Here is a 16,562-nt window from a genome sequence, read left to right on the forward strand (position 1 = left end):
AAGATGCATGAGGATGTATCATCGGGCGAATCATTGGCGTCCGGCGGTGCATCCCATGCATTCTTTCATCAAGGCGGCGTTTGCTTCCCTGCTTCTTTTGTTGGTGTGCGAAATGCAGGCGTTCGCCGAAGGCCCGGCGCGGGGACCGGCCTATGAAGACACTGCAGCGGCGATCGCGGATATTCTCAATGCGCCGCAGCGCCTGCCATTGCCGCTGGAGCGCATCCGCCCGGCGCTGATTGCCCATTACGTGCGCGATCAGGGCACGATCTACTGGGTGGGCACTGGCCGCATGACGCCGTTCATCCAGCGTCTCGAGGATGCCGAGGATGATGGCCTCAATCCGGGTGACTATCCTGTCGACTCGCTGATCGACCTGCGCGACGGCATTGCCGGCGGTGATGCGCATGACGCGGCGCTGGCCGAACTCTATTTCTCCGCCTTTTTCGTGCAGTACGCCGCCGACCTCAAGATTGGCCGGGTGACTCCGCAGAAGGTGGACCCGCGGCTGTTCCGCGCCCAGAAGACAATCGATGTGCTCCGCGTGCTGACGGATTTGAAGAAGCAGCGCGATCCGGCGAAATTCCTTGCCGCCTTCGAGTCGCGCAACCCGCACTACAAGGCTCTCAAGGACATGCTGGTGCTCTACCGCGCCATGGCGGAGGCGGGCGGCTGGCCCACGATAGCACAGGGGCCAAATATTTCAGCAGGCGGCAGCGACGCGCGTGTACCGGATATCCGGGAATTGCTGGCCATGACGGGCGATTACCGGGGTGCTGCTACATCATCAACCGTCTATGACGACGATCTGCAAGCCGCCATGAAGCGGTTTCAGCTGCGCAACGGGCTCGAGGCCAAAGGGCTGATCGGCAAGCAGACCATCATGGCGCTGAACATCCCGCCTGCCGACCGCGCGCGCCAGATCATGCTCAACATGGAGCGCTGGCGCTGGATGCCGGAGCAGCTTGGCGATCACTATTTCATGGTGAACCTCGCCGCCTTTGAACTGCAGGAGGTTCAGGCCCAGAACGTCATCACCCGCATGAATGTGGTGGTGGGCGCGGTGGCCACGGCGACGCCTGAATTTTCTGACGAGCTTGAATATGTGGAAGTGAACCCGACCTGGACGGTGCCCTATAACATCGCCACGGGCGAGATGCTGCCCAAACTCCGCGCCAATCCCTTTGCCTATGCCACCGATTTCGACGTGTTCATGAACGGCAAGCTCACCTCATGGGGCACGATCGACTGGAATGCCTATGGCAAGGGCAATTTCCCCTTCACGTTCCGCCAGCGCCCCGGCCCCAAGAACGCGCTGGGCAAGGTGAAGTTCATGCTGCCGAATGTACACAACATTTACCTGCATGACACGCCGGCCAAGGACAAGTTCCTGCAGACGACGCGCGCCTTCAGCCATGGCTGCATCCGCCTCTCGCGTCCCATCGAACTTGCCTATCATGTGATCGGCGATATCGTGGGCTGGCCCAAGGCAAAAATCGACGCGGCATTTGCATCGACGAACACCGTGCGCATCCCACTGCCGCAGCATATCCCCGTGCACCTGATTTATGCCACGGCCTTCGATGGCGTGAACGGCATCGAATTCCGCCCCGACATCTATGGCCGGGACCGCAAGCTCTACGCGGCGCTGTACGGGAAGCCTTCGAGCTGAAATTCTTCGCCCGCAGGGCGGAGCTTATTTCTTCAGTGCGCTGAGGGTTGTGAAGGCGGAGAGGACTTCGCGGCTGGATTTGACGTGGATCAGCACCGCGCCGTCATGATCCAGTGCCTCTTTCACTTTTGCGTCGATATCATCTCCGCGCGAAATTGTTACCGCATGGGCGCCGAAGGATCGGCCCCAGGCGGTGAAATCCGGATTGTGCAAGTCGGTGCCCGAGACGCGGCCGGGATATTCGCGCTCCTGATGGGTGCGGATGGTGCCGTAAATGCCATTATCCGACAGCACGATCTTGGGCTTCGCGCCGTACTGGATAGCGGTGGCAAGTTCCTGCCCGGTCATCAGGATGCCGCCATCGCCCACGAAGGTGAGGACGGTGCGTTGCGGGGCGATCATCGAGGCGGCCACCGCCGATGGCACGCCGAAGCCCATGGCCCCGGCGATGCCGCCCAGTTGCAGATTGGCGGGCGACATTTTCCAGTGCCGGTGTACCCAGGTTGAAATATTGCCGGCATCAGTGGTGACGATCGAATCCTTCGGCGCCTGCGCGGCGATGGAAAGAACCACGCTGCCGAAATTCACGCCGTCCTGCGGATCGCTGGGGGTGAACTCCTGAAAGCCGCGGATGAATCCGTTGATGTCGGTGATCCATCCCTCGCGCGCCGATGACACCACACGCGGGTTGCCGGAGAGTTCCTCGAACAGCGGCACGGCATCGGCGATGATCCCCAGATCGGTGCGGTACACGCGGCCAATTGGCCCTCCATCCTGATAGATATGCACCAGCGGTTGCGCGGGCACGGGGCAGGCGGGGAATGTGTAGTTGAGGCTTGCCACATCACCAAGCCGTGTGCCGGCCGCGATGATGAGATCGGATTTGGCCAGCGCCTCGCGGTGTTTGGGCGGGTTGCCGAAGCCCAAATGCCCGGCATAAAGCAATGAGGCATTGTCGAAGATATCCTGGTTCTTCCATGTCACCGCCACGGGAATGCGCTGCGCTTCGGCAAAGAGCGCCAGCGCCGCCGCACCGCGCGGTCCGCGAAAGCCTGCGCCCGCCACGACGATGGGACGCTGCGCCTTGTCGATCATCGCCTGCAGGGCCGAGGATTGTTGCGGGGAATGCTGCGGGCGGGCCAGCGGATAGGCGGCGGGTACCGTGGCGCCGGCCTCATCATTCAGCATGTCCTCGGGCAGCGAAATCACCACCGGACCGGGGGTGCCTTCGGCAGCGAGGCGAAAGGAACGGGCGCAGATCTCCGCCATTTTCGCACCTTCATTCACCTCGAACACGCCCTTGCACATGCTGCCGAGAAATTGCGTGTAATCTACTTCCTGAAACGCGCCGCGCGTACGTTCCTCGCGCGATACCTGGCCGATGAGGCAGACGACCGGCACCGCGTCCTGCTCGGCGACGTGAATGGCAATCGAGCCATTCGTCGCGCCGGGCCCGCGGCTCACCAGGAAGACAGCGGGCTTTCCCGTCATCTTGGCCTCCGCCACCGCCATAAAGCCCGCGCCCGACTCATGACGGCAGATCACCACCTCAATGGAACCGCCATAAAGCGCGTCGAGAAGAGCCAGATAGCTTTCGCCCGGCACGCAATAGACGCGGGTGATGCCCTGTGCTTCGAGGGATTTGACGATGATGTCAGCGGCACGCATGAAGAAAACTCCGGTTATCCGCGCTCGGCGATGGGGATGTAATCGCGGGGCAGCGGCCCATCGTAGAGGGTCAGCGGGCGGATGAGAATGTTATTCTGGAGCTGTTCCATGCATTGCACCGTCCAGCCCGGCACGCGGCCGACCGCGAAGATCGGCACGAAGAGATCGGGCGCGATGCCGTTCAGATAATAGATGACGCCGGAGTAGAAATCGACGTTCACATTCACGCCGAAGCGCGCATAGGGCTTCATCGCATCGACGACAGCCTGCAGGATGGCGAACCATTTGGGTTCGCCCATCTCGCGCGAAAGCTGCTCCACGCCGTCGCGCATGTGGCGGGCGCGCGGGTCTTCCGCCCGGTAGACGCGGTGGCCGAAGCCGGTGACGGGTTCCCCCGCCGCGCGCTTGGCTTTCACATAAGCCGCGGCATTGGCGGGATCGCCGATCTCCTGCGCCATGCGCATCACGTCCTCGGCCGCACCGCCATGGGCTGGGCCTGAGAGCGCCGCGATGGCGGCGGTCATCGCCGCATGGAGCGTCGCTTCGGTGCCGATGACGACCCGCGCCGCGAAGGAGGAGGCGTTGCTGCCGTGTTCGGCGTGCAGGATCAGGTCGCGGTCCATCAGTTGCGCGGCTTGGGCCGAAGGTTTCCGGCCGGTGATCATCCAGAGGAAGTTCGCGGCATGGGAGAGTGCCGGATCGGGCTGTGGCACCGGCTTGCCTTGGCGGATCGCCGCATGGGCTGCGACGATCATCGGCACCTGTGCCGTGAGGCGGATGCCTTTCTCGCGCGCCGCGTCAACCGCGCTGCCGGCATCGTCATCCTCGAAGGTTTCCAGCGCCGAGACGGCGGTGCGCAGCACCTCCATCGGGTGCGAGGCTTTGAGCGCCGTGATGAGATCGAGAATGGGGAGAGGGAGATGCCGCGCGGCTTTGAGCCCGGCGTCGAATTCCTCAAGTTGCGCCGCCGTGGGCAGTTCGCCATGCAGCAGCAGGAAGGAAGTTTCCTCGAAGGTGGAGCGCTCGGCCAGATCATGGATGGAATAGCCGCGATAACGGAGTTCGCCGGCCTTGCCGTTGATGAAGGTGGTTGCGGAGCGTTCAAAATAGACGCCCTTCAGTCCACGGTGTATCTCAATCTTTTCTTCTTCTGCCATGGTTTCAATTCCGGAGTTCGGTTGTGAGCGTGATCGATGAGGCAAAGGCAAAAATCAAGGGGCGCGGGCTTAGGCTGGTGATGCCGGAGGCGGGCGATGCGCGCATTGCTGAAGCGGCGCAGCGCCTGTGGGGCGAAGGCCTTGCAGACCCCATATTGTTCGATGCCGATGATGTGCCGGAAGCGGAGTCGCGGCACATCACGATTGTGCGTGAGCGCCGCGCCTCGCTGACCGAAGCCATGGCAGCGCGGTTGCTGCGCAAGCCCCTGTATCGCGGCGGCGCCGCGGTGGCGGCGGGCGATGCGTCAGCCATGCTGGCGGGGGCGGCCAACCCGACCGCACGGGTCATCGAGGCTGCGCTGCTGACCATTGGCCTCGCGGAGGGCATCGCCACGCCATCGAGCTTTTTCTCATGCAATGGCCGGAGCGGCGGCTGGTCTTCGCCGATTGCGCGGTGAACGCCCAGCCCACGGCGGAGCAGCTTGCCGATATCGCCATCGCCTCCGCCGCCAGCGCGGCACGGTTTCTGGATGATGAACCGCGCGTGGCGATGCTGTCTTTCTCCACCAAGGGAAGCGCTGTCCATGCCGATACGGAAAAGGTGATCGAGGCAGTACGGCTGGCGCGGGCGAAAGCGCCGGATCTTCTGGTCGAGGGTGAATTGCAGGGCGATGCGGCGCTGTCGCCCGCCGTCGCGGCGCGCAAGGTGAAAGGCGAAAGCACGGTGGCCGGCCGCGCCAATGTGCTGGTGTTTCCCGATCTCGATGCCGGAAACATCGCCTACAAGCTCACGCAATATCTGGGTGGCGCGCAGGCGATCGGTCCCATCCTGCAGGGCTTTGCGAAGCCGGTTTCGGATCTGTCGCGTGGCGCCACGGTGGATGATATCGTGGATACGGGATGCCTGCTGCTCGCCATGTCATTGGCCCGTCACTGACAGCACATCGCGCGCGATGGTGAGTTCTTCATTGGCCGCGATGACATGAACCTGCTCAGGCCGCAGGCCGAGCCAACCGAGATGATGGAGAATGCGCGCCCGCACCGGCCCGGCATGTTCGCCGATGCCGCCGGTGAACACCATCGCATCGAGCCCGCCCAGCGGCGGCAGAAGCGATGCCGCGTGCCGCGCCGCCGAGTAACAGAAATGTTCCACCGCTTCCCCGGCTTCGGGCGCGCTACTTGCCAGCAACGCCCGCATGTCGCCGGAGAGGCCGGAGATGCCCAACATGCCGCTCTTCCTGTAGAGCAGGTCTTCGAGATCGCTCACCTTCGGATGCTCGTCACGAAGCAGGCCCAGCAGCACGCCCGGATCGATTGAGCCGGTGCGCGTGCCCATCACCAATCCGTCAGCGGTGGAATAGCCCATGGTGGTGGCAACGCTCTTGCCGTCCCTGATGGCGCAGAGCGATGCGCCCATGCCGAGATGGGCGACGATCAGGCGGCGGGGCAGGGGTTTGCCTGTCAGTTCTGGCAGCGCCTTCACGATGTGGGCATAGCTCAGCCCGTGAAAGCCATAGCGCCGGTAGCCTTGGTCAAAATACACGCGCGGCAGGGCGAGGCGTGTTTCCAGTTCCGGCTGCGTGGCGTGGAAGGCTGTATCGAAACAGGCGATGTTCGGAACCTGTGGCGCCAGCTGCCGCATGTCGGCCAGCACGCGCACGCCCACCGGCATGTGCAGCGGGGCCAGCCGCTCCAGCGCATGCAGGTCTTTCTCAACCGCGTCATCGACAATGACCGGCGACACATATCGCGCACCGCCGTGCACCAGCCGATGGCCGATGCCGGAGAAGGAAGCGGCGGACATGGACCGGGTCTTCAGCCATGCCTCGATTGCGCGGATCGCGTCCTGATGCGAAGCAACTGCCTTGAGCGGGCGCGCGGGCTCACCATCGATCTCGAGTTGAGGGTCATCGCCGATGCCGGACACCTGCCCGCGCAGCTTTGCGTCAAGCCCGTCGAACACCGCGAATTTGAGCGAGGATGACCCCGCGTTGACGACCAGAAGCATCACACCACCGCGCGCAAAAGGCCAAGCGCCGCAAGCCCGGCCAGCAGAAGGATCGCAAAGCGGCGGAACTCCTGCGGCCCGGTTTTCAGGAAATGACGGCTGCCCAGCCAGTTTCCCAGAAAACAAAGCGGCAGCGCCACCAGCGAAACGTAGAGCGTATCCCAGCCGATCAGCCCATGCCACCAATAGAGCGGGGCGGAGTAAAGATCGAGCAGCGGGAAATAGGCCACCAGCGTGGCGCGGAACACCGCCGCCCGCATCGGCTGCGCGGCGAAAAAGGCCGCCACCGGAAGCCCGCCCATGCCCGGCGCATTGGCAACGCCCGATGCCGCACCCGCCGCCAGCGTGGCAAGCGCGCCCGCTTCTCCATTCATCCTCCAACCCGCCAGCAGCACGCCGCACATGAGAAGGATGAAGCCCGAGATCACGGCGCGCGCCGCATCCTCGGAAAGGCCGGTCAGCAGCCACAAGCCGAAGGGCAGGCCCAGCACGGCGCCTCCGACGAGAAGCCACACGCGCCGCCAGTCCACGTCATGGCCGATGCCGGTCCAGGCCTGCGCCGTCATCGCCATTTCGCAGATCATCACCACGGCCACGAAATGCAGCGGATTGGTGACGAGCCCGGAGGCAGCGATCACCAACGCCGAGAAGCCGAATCCCGAATAGCCGCGCACCAGCGCCGCGCCGAGGATGGCCGCAACCATCCATGAGGCGGCCAGTGGAGAGAGTCCGAACGGCACATCACACTTTCTGCGGGCGCATGTCGGCGGCGCTGATGCCCGCCACTTCAACGGGCTTCTTCATGGCGTCGCGGCGGAAGGGCTCGCCCAGTTCCTGATTGATCATCGCTTCGATGAGCGTGGTCTTGCCATGCTTCATCTGGTCGTCGATGGCCTTCGACAGCGCATCGCGCAGCTCATCCATGGTGCGCGCCACGACACCCTGCAGCGCGCAGGCCTTGGCGATGCCCGCATAGGAGACCTGCTCGTTCAATTCCGTGCCGACGAAATTGTCGTCATACCAGAGCGTGGAGTTGCGTTTCTCGGCACCCCACTGATAGTTCCGGAACACGACCTGCGTGACGGCCGGCCATTCCTTGCGGCCGATGGCGGTCAGTTCGGTGACGGCAATGCCGAAGGCACCATCACCCGAGAAGCCGACCACCGGCACATCGGGGCAGGCGATCTTGGCGCCGACCACCGAGGGCAAGCCATAGCCGCAGGGGCCGAACAGGCCGGGGGCCAGATATTTGCGGCCCGCCTCGAAGGTGGGATAGGCATTGCCGATGGCGCAGTTGTTGCCGATGTCGGAGGAGATGATCGCCTCTTTCGGCAGCGCCGCCTGGATGGCGCGCCACGCCATGCGGGGGCTCATCCATTTGGGCTTCGCATCGCGAGCGCGGGCATTCCATGTGGTGCCCGGATCATCATCCTCATGATCCATGGAGGAGAGCTGCTGCGCCCAGCGCGACTTGGTGGTGGCGATCAGGTCCTTGCGTTCCTTGCGGCCCGCATCTCCCGCCGAACCCGAGAGTTTCTGGAGCAGGCTTTCGGCAACCTTCTTGGCATCGCCCACGATGCCAACCGCGACCTTCTTGGTGAGGCCGATGCGGTTGGGGTTGATGTCCGCCTGAATGATCTTCGCGGTCTTGGGCCAATAGTCGAGACCATAGCCAGGGAGCGTCGAGAAGGGGTTGAGCCTCGTGCCCAGGCACAGCACCACATCGGCCTTGCTGATCAGCTCCATGCCCGCTTTGTTGCCGTTGTACCCGAGCGGGCCAGCGAACAGCGGGTGAGAACCCGGAAAGGCGTCATTGTGCTGGTAGCCCACGCAGACCGGCGCATCGAGGCGCTCGGCCAGCTTCATGGAGGCGGGAATGGCGCCCGCCAGAACGACGCCCGCACCATTCAGGATCACCGGGAACTTGGCGTCGGAGAGAAGTTTCGCGGCGGCGGCAATCGCCTCCTCGCCGCCCGCCGGGCGCTCGAATTCGACGATGGCCGGAAGCTCGATATCGACGACTTGGGTGAACATGTCGCGTGGCACGTTGATCTGCGCGGGGGCCGAAAGCCGCTTGGCATTCATGATGACGCGGTTCAGGACTTCGGCGATGCGCGAGGGCTCGCGCACCTCTTCCTGATAGCCCACCATGTCCTTGAACAGGGCCATCTGCTCCACCTCCTGGAAACCGCCCTGGCCAATCGTCTTGTTGGCGGCCTGCGGTGTCACGAGCAGAAGCGGTGAGTGGTTCCAGTAAGCGGTTTTGACTGCTGTCACGAAATTGGTGATGCCGGGCCCGTTCTGGGCGATCATCATCGACATCTTGCCGGAGGCCCGGGTGAAGCCATCGGCCATCATGCCGCCCGAGCCTTCATGGGCGCAGTCCCAGAAACTGATTCCAGCCTTGGGGAACAGGTCGGAGATCGGCATGAAGGCTGACCCGATGATGCCGAACACATGCGCAATGCCATGCATCTGCAGCACTTTGACGAAGGCTTCTTCAGTGGTCATTTTCATGGGACGGTTCCTTGCGCGGGATCGGTGGATGCTGGTTCCTAGGCTAGCATCTGGCCCCATGGCAGCGCCAGATTGGCGCGATGGATGCCGCCAGCCAGCGGCGGGGTTGCGGTTTCATGGCATTCTCCGCAAGGTAAGTGTTCAACAGCGCAGGGGATCGTCATGGGGCTTGCTGTCTACGGGCATCTGTTTTCATCCTACACCCAGAAAGTGCTGATTGCCCTTTATGAAAATGGTACCGCGTTCGAGTTCCGGGCGGTCTGGCCCGAGTCTGCTCACACCGCCGAATGGCTGCGGCGCTGGCCGATGCGAAAGTTTCCGCTGCTGCTGGATGGTGACCGTTCGGTTGTGGAAACCAGCATCATCATCGAATATCTGCAGATCAAGCACCCGGGTCCGGTGCGGCTGCTGCCCGCCGATCCCATGGCGGCGCTCGATGTGCGGTTCTTTGACCGCGTGTTCGATCTTCATGTGATGAACGCCGCCCAGCATGCGGTGGACGGCGCCTTGACGGGCGACGATGCGAAGCGGCGCGACGGGCTGGCCTTGTCCGTCGAAAAACTGAACCGCGTCTATCCCTGGCTCGATGCGCAACTGGCGGGCCGCACATGGGCCACGGGTGCCGATTTCTCCATGGCCGATTGCGCTGCGGCTCCGGCGCTTTTCTACGCGGACTGGGTGCATCAAATCCCGGAAAATCTCACGGCGCTCCGGGCCTATCGCGCCCGTCTGCTCGCGCGGCCCTCTGTCAAGCGCGCCGTGGAAGACGCCCGCCCATTTCGCCCGCTGTTCCCCTTGGGCGCGCCGGACCGGGATTGAGGCGCGCTGGCAGCGCTATTTCAGCTCGATCTCGATAAATGCGTATTCGCCGTCATTGGCGTTGATCACGTCATGCTCGACGCCCGCCTTGCGGAAGTAAGGCGCGCCCTTCTTCATCTCGGCGAAGCTGGTGCCGGATGAGGTTTCGAGCTTCACCTTGCCGTCCATGAGCGGCACCACGACATAATCATGGCCGTGGCGGTGCCAGCCGGTGTTCTGGCCGGGCTGGAAGCGGTATTCGGTGACGATCACCCGCTCATTGTCGATAAACACGGTGGCCTTGGCGCTGCCAGACATGATTGGTATCAAGCTCCATCGGTTGGAATTCATACACCGTTTGGAAAGACACGAAAATCGATGCGCGCGTCAATAGCGATAGGCCCAGCGATCATTGCTCAAGTGCTGTGTGTGCTTGCAGGTTACGCATTGGTGAGCCTGATCTTCCGAAAGGATATGCCATGGGCTGAGCTTCTGGAGCGGTCATACAGGGCATGGAATCCAATTCAGGAAGCAAGCCGGGAATACGACGGACGGTTAAGCCGCGTGGTGGTGACTGCCTCGTACGTTATTTTCTCGATATGGACCATTGTCATCATTTGGAATATAGACAGCTTGGAAGAGTGGATGATCGCAAGCTTCATGCCTGCAATTGTTTATCCGATGTATGAACTGAGGCGCGGAAGCAGAGACTATTTTTTGAGAAAGCGTTTTCTTGCCAAGTCCCCAAGCGATCCGCGCGCGAAACGGCTTAATCCGCGCGTCTATGTCGTGAACGCGCTGGTTGATCTCCTATCGCTCGGTATCTCAGTGGCCGTTTTCTGGTGCGTGTACATTCCTCTGGCCAGAATCTTTCCGAGTTAATGCGATCTTTGATCGCGGCAGGCGGAAGGGCTTGGATTTTGGGCCTGTTATGTTATATTATAACGCATGCTGTTTCCCGCACCCTCCCACAATCATGCCCAATGCACGGCGGAGCTGATTTCCCGCGCCGAGCGCACGTGCGAGCGGCGGGGGGCGCGGCTCACCGGACAGCGGCGCGACGTGCTTTCCTGCGTGGCGCAGAGCCATCAGGCCGTGGGCGCCTATGACGTGATCGAGCGCATGGCGGCGCAGGGCCCAAGGCCCGCGCCCATCACCGTCTACCGCGCGCTGGATTTCCTGCAGGCGCATGGGCTCGTTCACAAGATCGAAAGCCGCAACGCCTTTGTTGCCTGCTCGCATCCGCATGACGGCAAGCCCGCAGCACTTCTGATTTGCGAGGGCTGTGGCACGGTGGCGGAGCTCGATGCGCCTGCCGTCTTTGGAGCGATTTCCGATGCGGCGGCGGGGCAGGGCTTCGCGCCCCATCACAGCATGGTGGAAGTGTCGGGCCAGTGCGGCGCCTGTGCGGGGAGGGCCTGATGCTGAAAGCCACCGGCGCGCTGCTCAGCGCCCGCGATGCCAGCCTTGTCATCAATGGCCGCAGCATTCTCGACAAGGTGAACCTCGATGTGCGGGCGGGCGAGATCGTCACGGTGATCGGCCCCAATGGCGCTGGCAAGTCCACGCTGGTGCGCGTAATGCTGGGCCTGCAACCGCTCACCTCCGGTGAGATCGTGCGGCATGACAGGCTGCGCATTGGCTATGTGCCGCAGCGTTTTCCGCTCACCGCCAATGTGCCGTTGGACGTGCGCCGCCTCCTAACGCTCACGCTCAAGGCCGGCGATGCCGAGATTGATGAGGCCTTGCAGGAGACGGGTATCCCGCATCTGAAGCGCGCCTCGGTCGTATCGCTGTCGGGTGGTGAATTGCAGCGCGCGCTATTGGCGCGAGCCCTTCTGCGGAAACCCGAACTTCTGGTGCTGGACGAGGCGGTGCAGGCCGTCGATTTCATGGGCGAGACGAAGCTTTATGAACTGATCGGTTCGATCCGCAAGCGCCATGGCTGCGGCATCCTGATGGTGAGCCACGATCTGCACATGGTGATGGCCGAGAGCGATCATGTCGTCTGCCTCAACGGCCATGTGTGCTGCGAGGGCGGCCCCGCGACGGTGCAGAAGGATCCGGAGTTCATCAAGCTGTTCGGCCCCGCCGCGGCGCGCGTCATCGCCGCCTATACGCATCATCACGATCACGACCATGATTCCGCCGATCACTGTGCGCATCACCATGACCACAAGCATTGATCATGTTTGACATCCTCTCCGAACCCTTCTTCCGCCGCGCCATACTGGCGGGGCTGGGCGTGGCGCTGGTGGCGGGGCCGGTGGGCTGCTTCATCGTGTGGCGGCGCATGGCCTATTTCGGAGAGACGCTGGCGCATTCGGGCCTGCTGGGTGTTGGCCTTGGCCTGATGCTGGGGGTAAGTCTCACACTCGGAGCGGTGGCGGCGTCTGTCGGTGTGGCGCTCTTGCTGATCATTCTTCGCCGCCAGAGGCAATTGGCCTCCGATACGCTGCTCGGCATTCTCTCGCATGTGGCGCTGGCCATGGGCCTGATCACCGTGTCGCTGGTGACAGGCGCGGCGGGCGATCACATGGACCTGCTGTTCGGCGACATCCTGACAGTCTCGACGGAAGAAGTATGGATCGTCTGGGCCGGGGCGCTGATGGTGCTGGCGGTGCTGGCCTTCCTGTGGCGCGACCTGATCGCCATTTCCGTGCATGAGGAACTGGCGCAGGCCGAGGGCGTGAATGTGCGCCGGGTAGAACTGGGATTCATCCTGCTGATCGCGCTGATGACGGCAATCTCCATGAAGATCGTCGGCCTCCTGCTGATCACGGCCCTTCTGGTGATCCCGGCGGCGGCGGCGCGGCGGCTCGTCTCAACACCGGAACGCATGGCGGCTGTTTCGGCGTTGCTCGCCGGCCTCTCGGTGCTGATGGGGCTTCTGGCGTCGGCCTGCTGGAACGTGATTTCGGGGCCGGCCATCGTGCTGTCGGCGGGGCTTCTGTTTGTCTTGACCTTGTCACGCCCCCAGACCAATTAGCTGGCATGAGCTATTCGGCAATCGGCAGCAGGCGGATGTCCGTCCCCGTCCAGGTGGGGGCGGTCACGGTAGGGGGCGGCGCCCCTGTCGTGGTGCAGTCGATGACCAACACCGACACGGCGGATGCCGAAGGAACGGCGCGGCAGACGGCCCTCTTGGCGCGCGCAGGATCGGAACTGGTGCGCATCACCGTGGACCGCGATGAATCGGCCAAGGCCGTTCCGTATATCCGTGAGAAGCTGGACCGTTGGGGGCTTTCCGTGCCGCTGGTGGGTGATTTCCATTACAATGGCCACACGTTGCTGAACGATAATCCGGCCTGTGCCGAGGCGCTGGCAAAGTATCGCATCAACCCCGGCAATGTCGGCTTCAAGGACAAGAAAGACCGCAACTTCGCGATGATGATCGAAACGGCGCTGCGCTTCGATCGCCCGGTGCGGATCGGCGTCAACTGGGGCTCGCTCGATCAGGCCTTGCTGACCGAGCTGATGGATCAGAATGCCAAATCTGCCGCACCGCTGGATGTGCGCGAGGTGATGCATGAGGCGGTGGTGCAATCTGGCCTTCTTTCCGCCGCGCGCGCCGAGGAGCTAGGGCTGGGGCGGGACAAGATCATCATCTCAGCCAAATGTTCCGAGGTGCAGGATCTGATCGCCGTCTACCGCCTGCTGGCGGCGCGCTGTGATCACGCCCTGCATCTGGGGCTTACTGAAGCCGGCATGGGATCGAAGGGCATCGTCGCCTCCACCGCCGCGCTGGGCGTGTTGCTGCAGGAAGGGATCGGCGACACCATCCGCATTTCCCTGACGCCTGAGCCCGGCGGCGACCGCACGCGCGAAGTGATCGTGGCGCAGGAAATTTTGCAGACCATGGGGCTCCGCGCTTTCGCCCCCATGGTGATCGCCTGCCCCGGCTGCGGACGCACCACCTCCACGGTGTTTCAGGAGCTGGCGCAGGATATCCAGAGCTACGTGCGCGGCCGCCTTCCCGACTGGCGGCGCGATTATCCGGGCTTCGAGACGCTGCAACTTGCCGTGATGGGCTGCATCGTCAACGGCCCCGGCGAATCCAAACACGCCGACATCGGCATCTCGCTCCCCGGCACCGGCGAACTTCCCGCAGCACCCGTCTTCATCGACGGCAGGAAGGCCATGACGCTCAGGGGCGAAAATATCTCAGGCCAGTTCAAGGAGATCGTGGAGAACTACGTGAAGGGGCGGTGGAGTTAAGGTGGCGACCAATCAGGTTCCGGACGCGGGCTGGCACGACAATCACATTCATGCATTCCGCATCGCCGAAGGCCAGCATGGAACCGGTGAACTGATCCTTGACATCGATCATATCCTTGAATGGCGAAAGGCTGACACTGGAGATTTTCAGTTCTTGCTGTCGCCCGCCATTCTCACGTTTCACGAAGTGTCCCATCTTCGCATGACAATCGATTTCTCTACCGTGTCGGCTGCATTGGGCCCATTCTGTATTTCCTCAATGTCCAGCAAGGATGAGAAGCGCGAGCACTACATGGCAAAGTTCTGGACGATTGAGCTTGGCTGGCCGCAAGGCGAAATCACCTTCGAGGCAACAGGCTTTGACTTCGAATTGATGGGTGAGGCCGTCGTAAGCGATCACCAGAACTTGCCGCGTGTAGCAAAGTAAGCCTTCTCCCTCTCCATGCGAAAGCATGGCGATGGTGGATCGCGCGAGAGCGCGAGACGGGTGGGGGTGTTGGCAGAACGGTCTCGCACACCGCCACCCCACCCCGAAACTCGGGGAGGGAGAAATGATGTTCACGCCTTCCGTGCGATGATGAACTGCGCTGCTTCTTTCAAGACCCCGGCCTGCGCGCCGTAGATGCCGAGCGCGGCTTCGGCCTGTTGCACCAAATCCCGCGCACGGCGCTTGGCTTCGTCAAGTCCCAGCAGATCAACAAAGGTCGCCTTGCCGCGCGTGACGTCCTTTTGCGTGGCCTTGCCGAGTGTCAAGGCATCGGATTCGACATCGAGAATGTCATCGGCGATCTGGAAGGCGAGGCCGATATGATCCGCATACTGACGAAGGGGCTTGGGGTCTGCTCCCGCCAGTATGGCGCCTGCCTCGCAGGCGAAGCTGAAAAGGGCGCCGGTCTTGAGATTCTGGATCAGCGTTATCTCGGAAAGGCTTGTACTAACTCGTGATTCCGCCGCGATGTCGAGCATCTGGCCACCCGCCATGCCGGCCATGCCGGAGGCTTTGGCCAGCGCCTGCACGAGTGCAATCCGCACGGCGGGATCGCCATGCGTCGCGGCATCCCCCAGAATGTCAAAGGCGAAGGTGAGAAGGGCATCGCCGGCAAGGATCGCCGTCGCTTCATCGTAAGCCTTGTGGGTGGTGGGGCGGCCCCGGCGCAAATCGTCATCATCCATGGCGGGGAGATCGTCATGGACGAGGGAATAACAATGCACGCATTCGAGCGCGGCTCCCACCCGCAGCGCCTCCGCCCTCGGCACATCGAACAGCGCCGCGGACTCCACCACCAGAAACGGCCTCAGCCGCTTGCCCGGCCCCAGCGCCGCATAGCGCATCGCCGCCACCAGCCGGGGCGCGGCAGCGCCCCGTTCGGGCAGGAGCTGATCGAGGAGCGCGTCCGTCTCGCGGGCCGCGCGCGCCAGTGCGTCTTCAAAGGACAAGCGGAAATTCCTGTGCTAATCGGCCTTTCAGTAGTGCCATGACCGAGGAAACACAACCAGGCCTGAGCCTTCCCCCGCCGGTGGCCGAAGCGCCGCCGATCGACAGGCTTCCCGATTCGCGGCGCCAGCGCGTGCGGCGCTGGCTGAAATGGGGGCTGTGGATCGTTCTGGCCCTCATCGCCTGGCCGGTGCTGCTCACCCTTGTCTATGCTTTCGTGAACCCGCCCGTCTCCAATGTGATGATCGAGCGCAGCCTGATGGGCAGCGGCACGGTCAAAACCTGGGTGAGCCTCGACCAGATGTCGCCATGGCTCGCCAAGGCGGTGGTGACCTCCGAGGATGCCCGGTTCTGCGAACATAATGGGGTCGACTGGATCGAATTCGGCGGCGTCGTGCAGGATGCGCTGGATGCCGATGAAGCGCCGGTGAGGGGCGCCAGCACCATTCCCATGCAGACGGCCAAGAACCTGTTTCTCTGGGACGGGCGGCTGTTCATCCGGAAAGGCCTCGAAATCCCGCTGGCGCTGTGGATGGATCTGGTGTGGTCGAAGCGCCGGATGCTGGAAATCTACCTGAACATCGTGGAATGGGCGCCGGGCGTCTATGGGGCGGAGGCCGCCGCCCAGCATCATTTCAAGAAATCCGCCACCAAGCTGTCGAGGCGGGAGGCGGCGCTGCTGGCTGCCGTGCTGCCCAATCCCATCAAACGGCAGGCGGGCAAACCCTCGCGGGGCGTTTCGGCCATCGCCAGCCGCATCATGATCCGCATGGCGGGAATGGGCCCCTATCTGACTTGTCTTGGGCGGTAAGCTTCGCTATAAGCCCGGCCAACCGAAGGGCGCGGGCGGTTTTCCCCGCCCCTTTTTCATGGAGTTTTGAAATGGCCGTTCCACGCAAGAAAATGTCCAAGAGCCGCATCGGCATGCGCCGGTCCGGCCACAAGCTCGGCACCGTCACCTGGGTCGAGGACAAGAAGTCGGGCGAACTTCGCCGCCCCCACCATATCGACCTCAAGGCCGGCACCTATCGCGGCCGCCAGGTGATGGACGTCAAGACCGAAGCTTAAGTTAACGCTTCATTTACCCTG

Annotated in this window: 17 protein-coding genes and 1 pseudogene; 11 read left to right on the forward strand and 7 right to left on the reverse strand. The window is 62.9% G+C overall.

All coding sequences use genetic code 11. The features are described from left to right. Positions 1 to 112 precede the first annotated feature (112 nt). A complete protein-coding gene (locus QM694_RS00365; RefSeq protein WP_415004974.1) occupies positions 113 to 1,672 on the forward strand; it encodes a L,D-transpeptidase family protein in 1,560 nt (519 codons plus the stop codon). Between the two features lie 24 nt (positions 1,673 to 1,696). Here the strand turns inward: QM694_RS00365 and QM694_RS00370 are convergent, their stop codons facing one another. After that, on the reverse strand, positions 1,697 to 3,340 hold the full coding sequence (locus tag QM694_RS00370) for a thiamine pyrophosphate-dependent enzyme (RefSeq protein ID WP_415004975.1): 1,644 nt from the start codon (positions 3,338 to 3,340) through the stop codon (positions 1,697 to 1,699). A 14-nt stretch (positions 3,341 to 3,354) separates the two neighbouring features. Continuing rightward, entirely contained in the window at positions 3,355 to 4,497 is a 1,143-nt protein-coding gene (locus QM694_RS00375; RefSeq protein WP_415004976.1) for a citrate/2-methylcitrate synthase, read from the reverse strand. 239 nt (positions 4,498 to 4,736) lie between these two features. Between QM694_RS00375 and QM694_RS00380 the strand changes: the two are divergent. After that, positions 4,737 to 5,434 (forward strand): annotated as a pseudogene (locus QM694_RS00380) (phosphate acyltransferase). Here QM694_RS00380 and QM694_RS00385 read toward each other — a convergent pair. Genes QM694_RS00385 through xsc form a run of 3 tightly spaced genes read right to left on the reverse strand, consistent with a single transcriptional unit; the run spans position 5,417 to position 9,022 of the window. Then, the gene (locus tag QM694_RS00385) at positions 5,417 to 6,505 is read right to left on the reverse strand and encodes an acetate/propionate family kinase (protein WP_415004977.1); all 1,089 of its coding nucleotides are present in this window, start codon (positions 6,503 to 6,505) and stop codon (positions 5,417 to 5,419) included. The pseudogene QM694_RS00380 and the gene QM694_RS00385 overlap by 18 nt on opposite strands. Further along, entirely contained in the window at positions 6,505 to 7,245 is a 741-nt protein-coding gene (locus QM694_RS00390; protein WP_415004978.1) for a sulfite exporter TauE/SafE family protein, read from the reverse strand. Before QM694_RS00390 ends, QM694_RS00385 begins: the two co-directional genes overlap by 1 nt. Before the next feature lies 1 nt (position 7,246). Next, entirely contained in the window at positions 7,247 to 9,022 is a 1,776-nt protein-coding gene (xsc, locus tag QM694_RS00395) for a sulfoacetaldehyde acetyltransferase (protein ID WP_415004979.1), read from the reverse strand. A gap of 162 nt (positions 9,023 to 9,184) precedes the next feature. Here xsc and QM694_RS00400 point away from each other — a divergent pair, with 162 nt between their 5' ends. Beyond that, complete coding sequence (locus QM694_RS00400; protein ID WP_415004980.1) at positions 9,185 to 9,841, forward strand: glutathione S-transferase family protein; 657 nt, start codon at positions 9,185 to 9,187, stop codon at positions 9,839 to 9,841. A 15-nt stretch (positions 9,842 to 9,856) separates the two neighbouring features. On the opposite strand, the gene QM694_RS00405 is transcribed toward QM694_RS00400, so the two are convergent. Continuing rightward, positions 9,857 to 10,138, reverse strand: a complete 282-nt coding sequence (locus QM694_RS00405; RefSeq protein ID WP_415004981.1) for a cupin domain-containing protein — start codon at positions 10,136 to 10,138, stop codon at positions 9,857 to 9,859. Between the two features lie 132 nt (positions 10,139 to 10,270). Here QM694_RS00405 and QM694_RS00410 point away from each other — a divergent pair, with 132 nt between their 5' ends. From QM694_RS00410 to QM694_RS00435, 6 genes are all read left to right on the forward strand, one after another. Next, entirely contained in the window at positions 10,271 to 10,702 is a 432-nt protein-coding gene (locus QM694_RS00410; protein WP_415004982.1) for a hypothetical protein, read from the forward strand. A gap of 66 nt (positions 10,703 to 10,768) precedes the next feature. Then, positions 10,769 to 11,242, forward strand: coding sequence for a transcriptional repressor (locus QM694_RS00415; RefSeq protein ID WP_415004983.1), 474 nt, complete (start codon positions 10,769 to 10,771; stop codon positions 11,240 to 11,242). Further along, the gene (locus QM694_RS00420; RefSeq protein ID WP_415004984.1) at positions 11,242 to 12,006 is read left to right on the forward strand and encodes an ATP-binding cassette domain-containing protein; all 765 of its coding nucleotides are present in this window, start codon (positions 11,242 to 11,244) and stop codon (positions 12,004 to 12,006) included. The genes QM694_RS00415 and QM694_RS00420 overlap by 1 nt, the downstream gene beginning before the upstream one ends. 2 nt (positions 12,007 to 12,008) lie before the next feature. After that, positions 12,009 to 12,809, forward strand: coding sequence for a metal ABC transporter permease (locus QM694_RS00425; RefSeq protein WP_415004985.1), 801 nt, complete (start codon positions 12,009 to 12,011; stop codon positions 12,807 to 12,809). 5 nt (positions 12,810 to 12,814) lie between these two features. Next, a complete protein-coding gene (gene ispG / locus QM694_RS00430) occupies positions 12,815 to 14,038 on the forward strand; it encodes a flavodoxin-dependent (E)-4-hydroxy-3-methylbut-2-enyl-diphosphate synthase (protein ID WP_415004986.1) in 1,224 nt (407 codons plus the stop codon). 1 nt (position 14,039) lies between these two features. Continuing rightward, positions 14,040 to 14,465, forward strand: coding sequence for a hypothetical protein (locus tag QM694_RS00435; protein ID WP_415004987.1), 426 nt, complete (start codon positions 14,040 to 14,042; stop codon positions 14,463 to 14,465). Between the two features lie 131 nt (positions 14,466 to 14,596). Here the strand turns inward: QM694_RS00435 and QM694_RS00440 are convergent, their stop codons facing one another. Further along, positions 14,597 to 15,475, reverse strand: coding sequence for a polyprenyl synthetase family protein (locus tag QM694_RS00440; RefSeq protein WP_415004988.1), 879 nt, complete (start codon positions 15,473 to 15,475; stop codon positions 14,597 to 14,599). A gap of 38 nt (positions 15,476 to 15,513) precedes the next feature. Between QM694_RS00440 and mtgA the strand changes: the two genes are divergently transcribed. Further along, positions 15,514 to 16,284: a monofunctional biosynthetic peptidoglycan transglycosylase gene (gene mtgA, locus QM694_RS00445; protein ID WP_415004989.1), complete on the forward strand. Its 771-nt coding sequence runs from the start codon at positions 15,514 to 15,516 to the stop codon at positions 16,282 to 16,284. Positions 16,285 to 16,355: 71 nt separating this feature from the next. Next, positions 16,356 to 16,541, forward strand: coding sequence for a 50S ribosomal protein L32 (gene rpmF, locus QM694_RS00450; protein WP_415004990.1), 186 nt, complete (start codon positions 16,356 to 16,358; stop codon positions 16,539 to 16,541). Positions 16,542 to 16,562: the final 21 nt, after the last annotated feature.

Source organism: Aestuariivirga sp., assembly GCF_047602625.1.
GTDB lineage: Bacteria > Pseudomonadota > Alphaproteobacteria > Rhizobiales > Aestuariivirgaceae > Aestuariivirga.

Coding starts and splice junctions, on each gene's coding strand:
- QM694_RS00365 (WP_415004974.1), top strand. CDS start 113: ATGCAGGCGTTCGCCGAAGGCCCGGCGCGGGGACCGGCCTATGAAGAC.
- QM694_RS00370 (WP_415004975.1), bottom strand. CDS start 3,340: ATGCGTGCCGCTGACATCATCGTCAAATCCCTCGAAGCACAGGGCATC.
- QM694_RS00375 (WP_415004976.1), bottom strand. CDS start 4,497: ATGGCAGAAGAAGAAAAGATTGAGATACACCGTGGACTGAAGGGCGTC.
- QM694_RS00385 (WP_415004977.1), bottom strand. CDS start 6,505: ATGCTTCTGGTCGTCAACGCGGGGTCATCCTCGCTCAAATTCGCGGTG.
- xsc (WP_415004979.1), bottom strand. CDS start 9,022: ATGAAAATGACCACTGAAGAAGCCTTCGTCAAAGTGCTGCAGATGCAT.
- QM694_RS00400 (WP_415004980.1), top strand. CDS start 9,185: ATGGGGCTTGCTGTCTACGGGCATCTGTTTTCATCCTACACCCAGAAA.
- QM694_RS00405 (WP_415004981.1), bottom strand. CDS start 10,138: ATGTCTGGCAGCGCCAAGGCCACCGTGTTTATCGACAATGAGCGGGTG.
- QM694_RS00415 (WP_415004983.1), top strand. CDS start 10,769: ATGCTGTTTCCCGCACCCTCCCACAATCATGCCCAATGCACGGCGGAG.
- QM694_RS00420 (WP_415004984.1), top strand. CDS start 11,242: ATGCTGAAAGCCACCGGCGCGCTGCTCAGCGCCCGCGATGCCAGCCTT.
- QM694_RS00425 (WP_415004985.1), top strand. CDS start 12,009: ATGTTTGACATCCTCTCCGAACCCTTCTTCCGCCGCGCCATACTGGCG.
- ispG (WP_415004986.1), top strand. CDS start 12,815: ATGAGCTATTCGGCAATCGGCAGCAGGCGGATGTCCGTCCCCGTCCAG.
- mtgA (WP_415004989.1), top strand. CDS start 15,514: ATGACCGAGGAAACACAACCAGGCCTGAGCCTTCCCCCGCCGGTGGCC.
- rpmF (WP_415004990.1), top strand. CDS start 16,356: ATGGCCGTTCCACGCAAGAAAATGTCCAAGAGCCGCATCGGCATGCGC.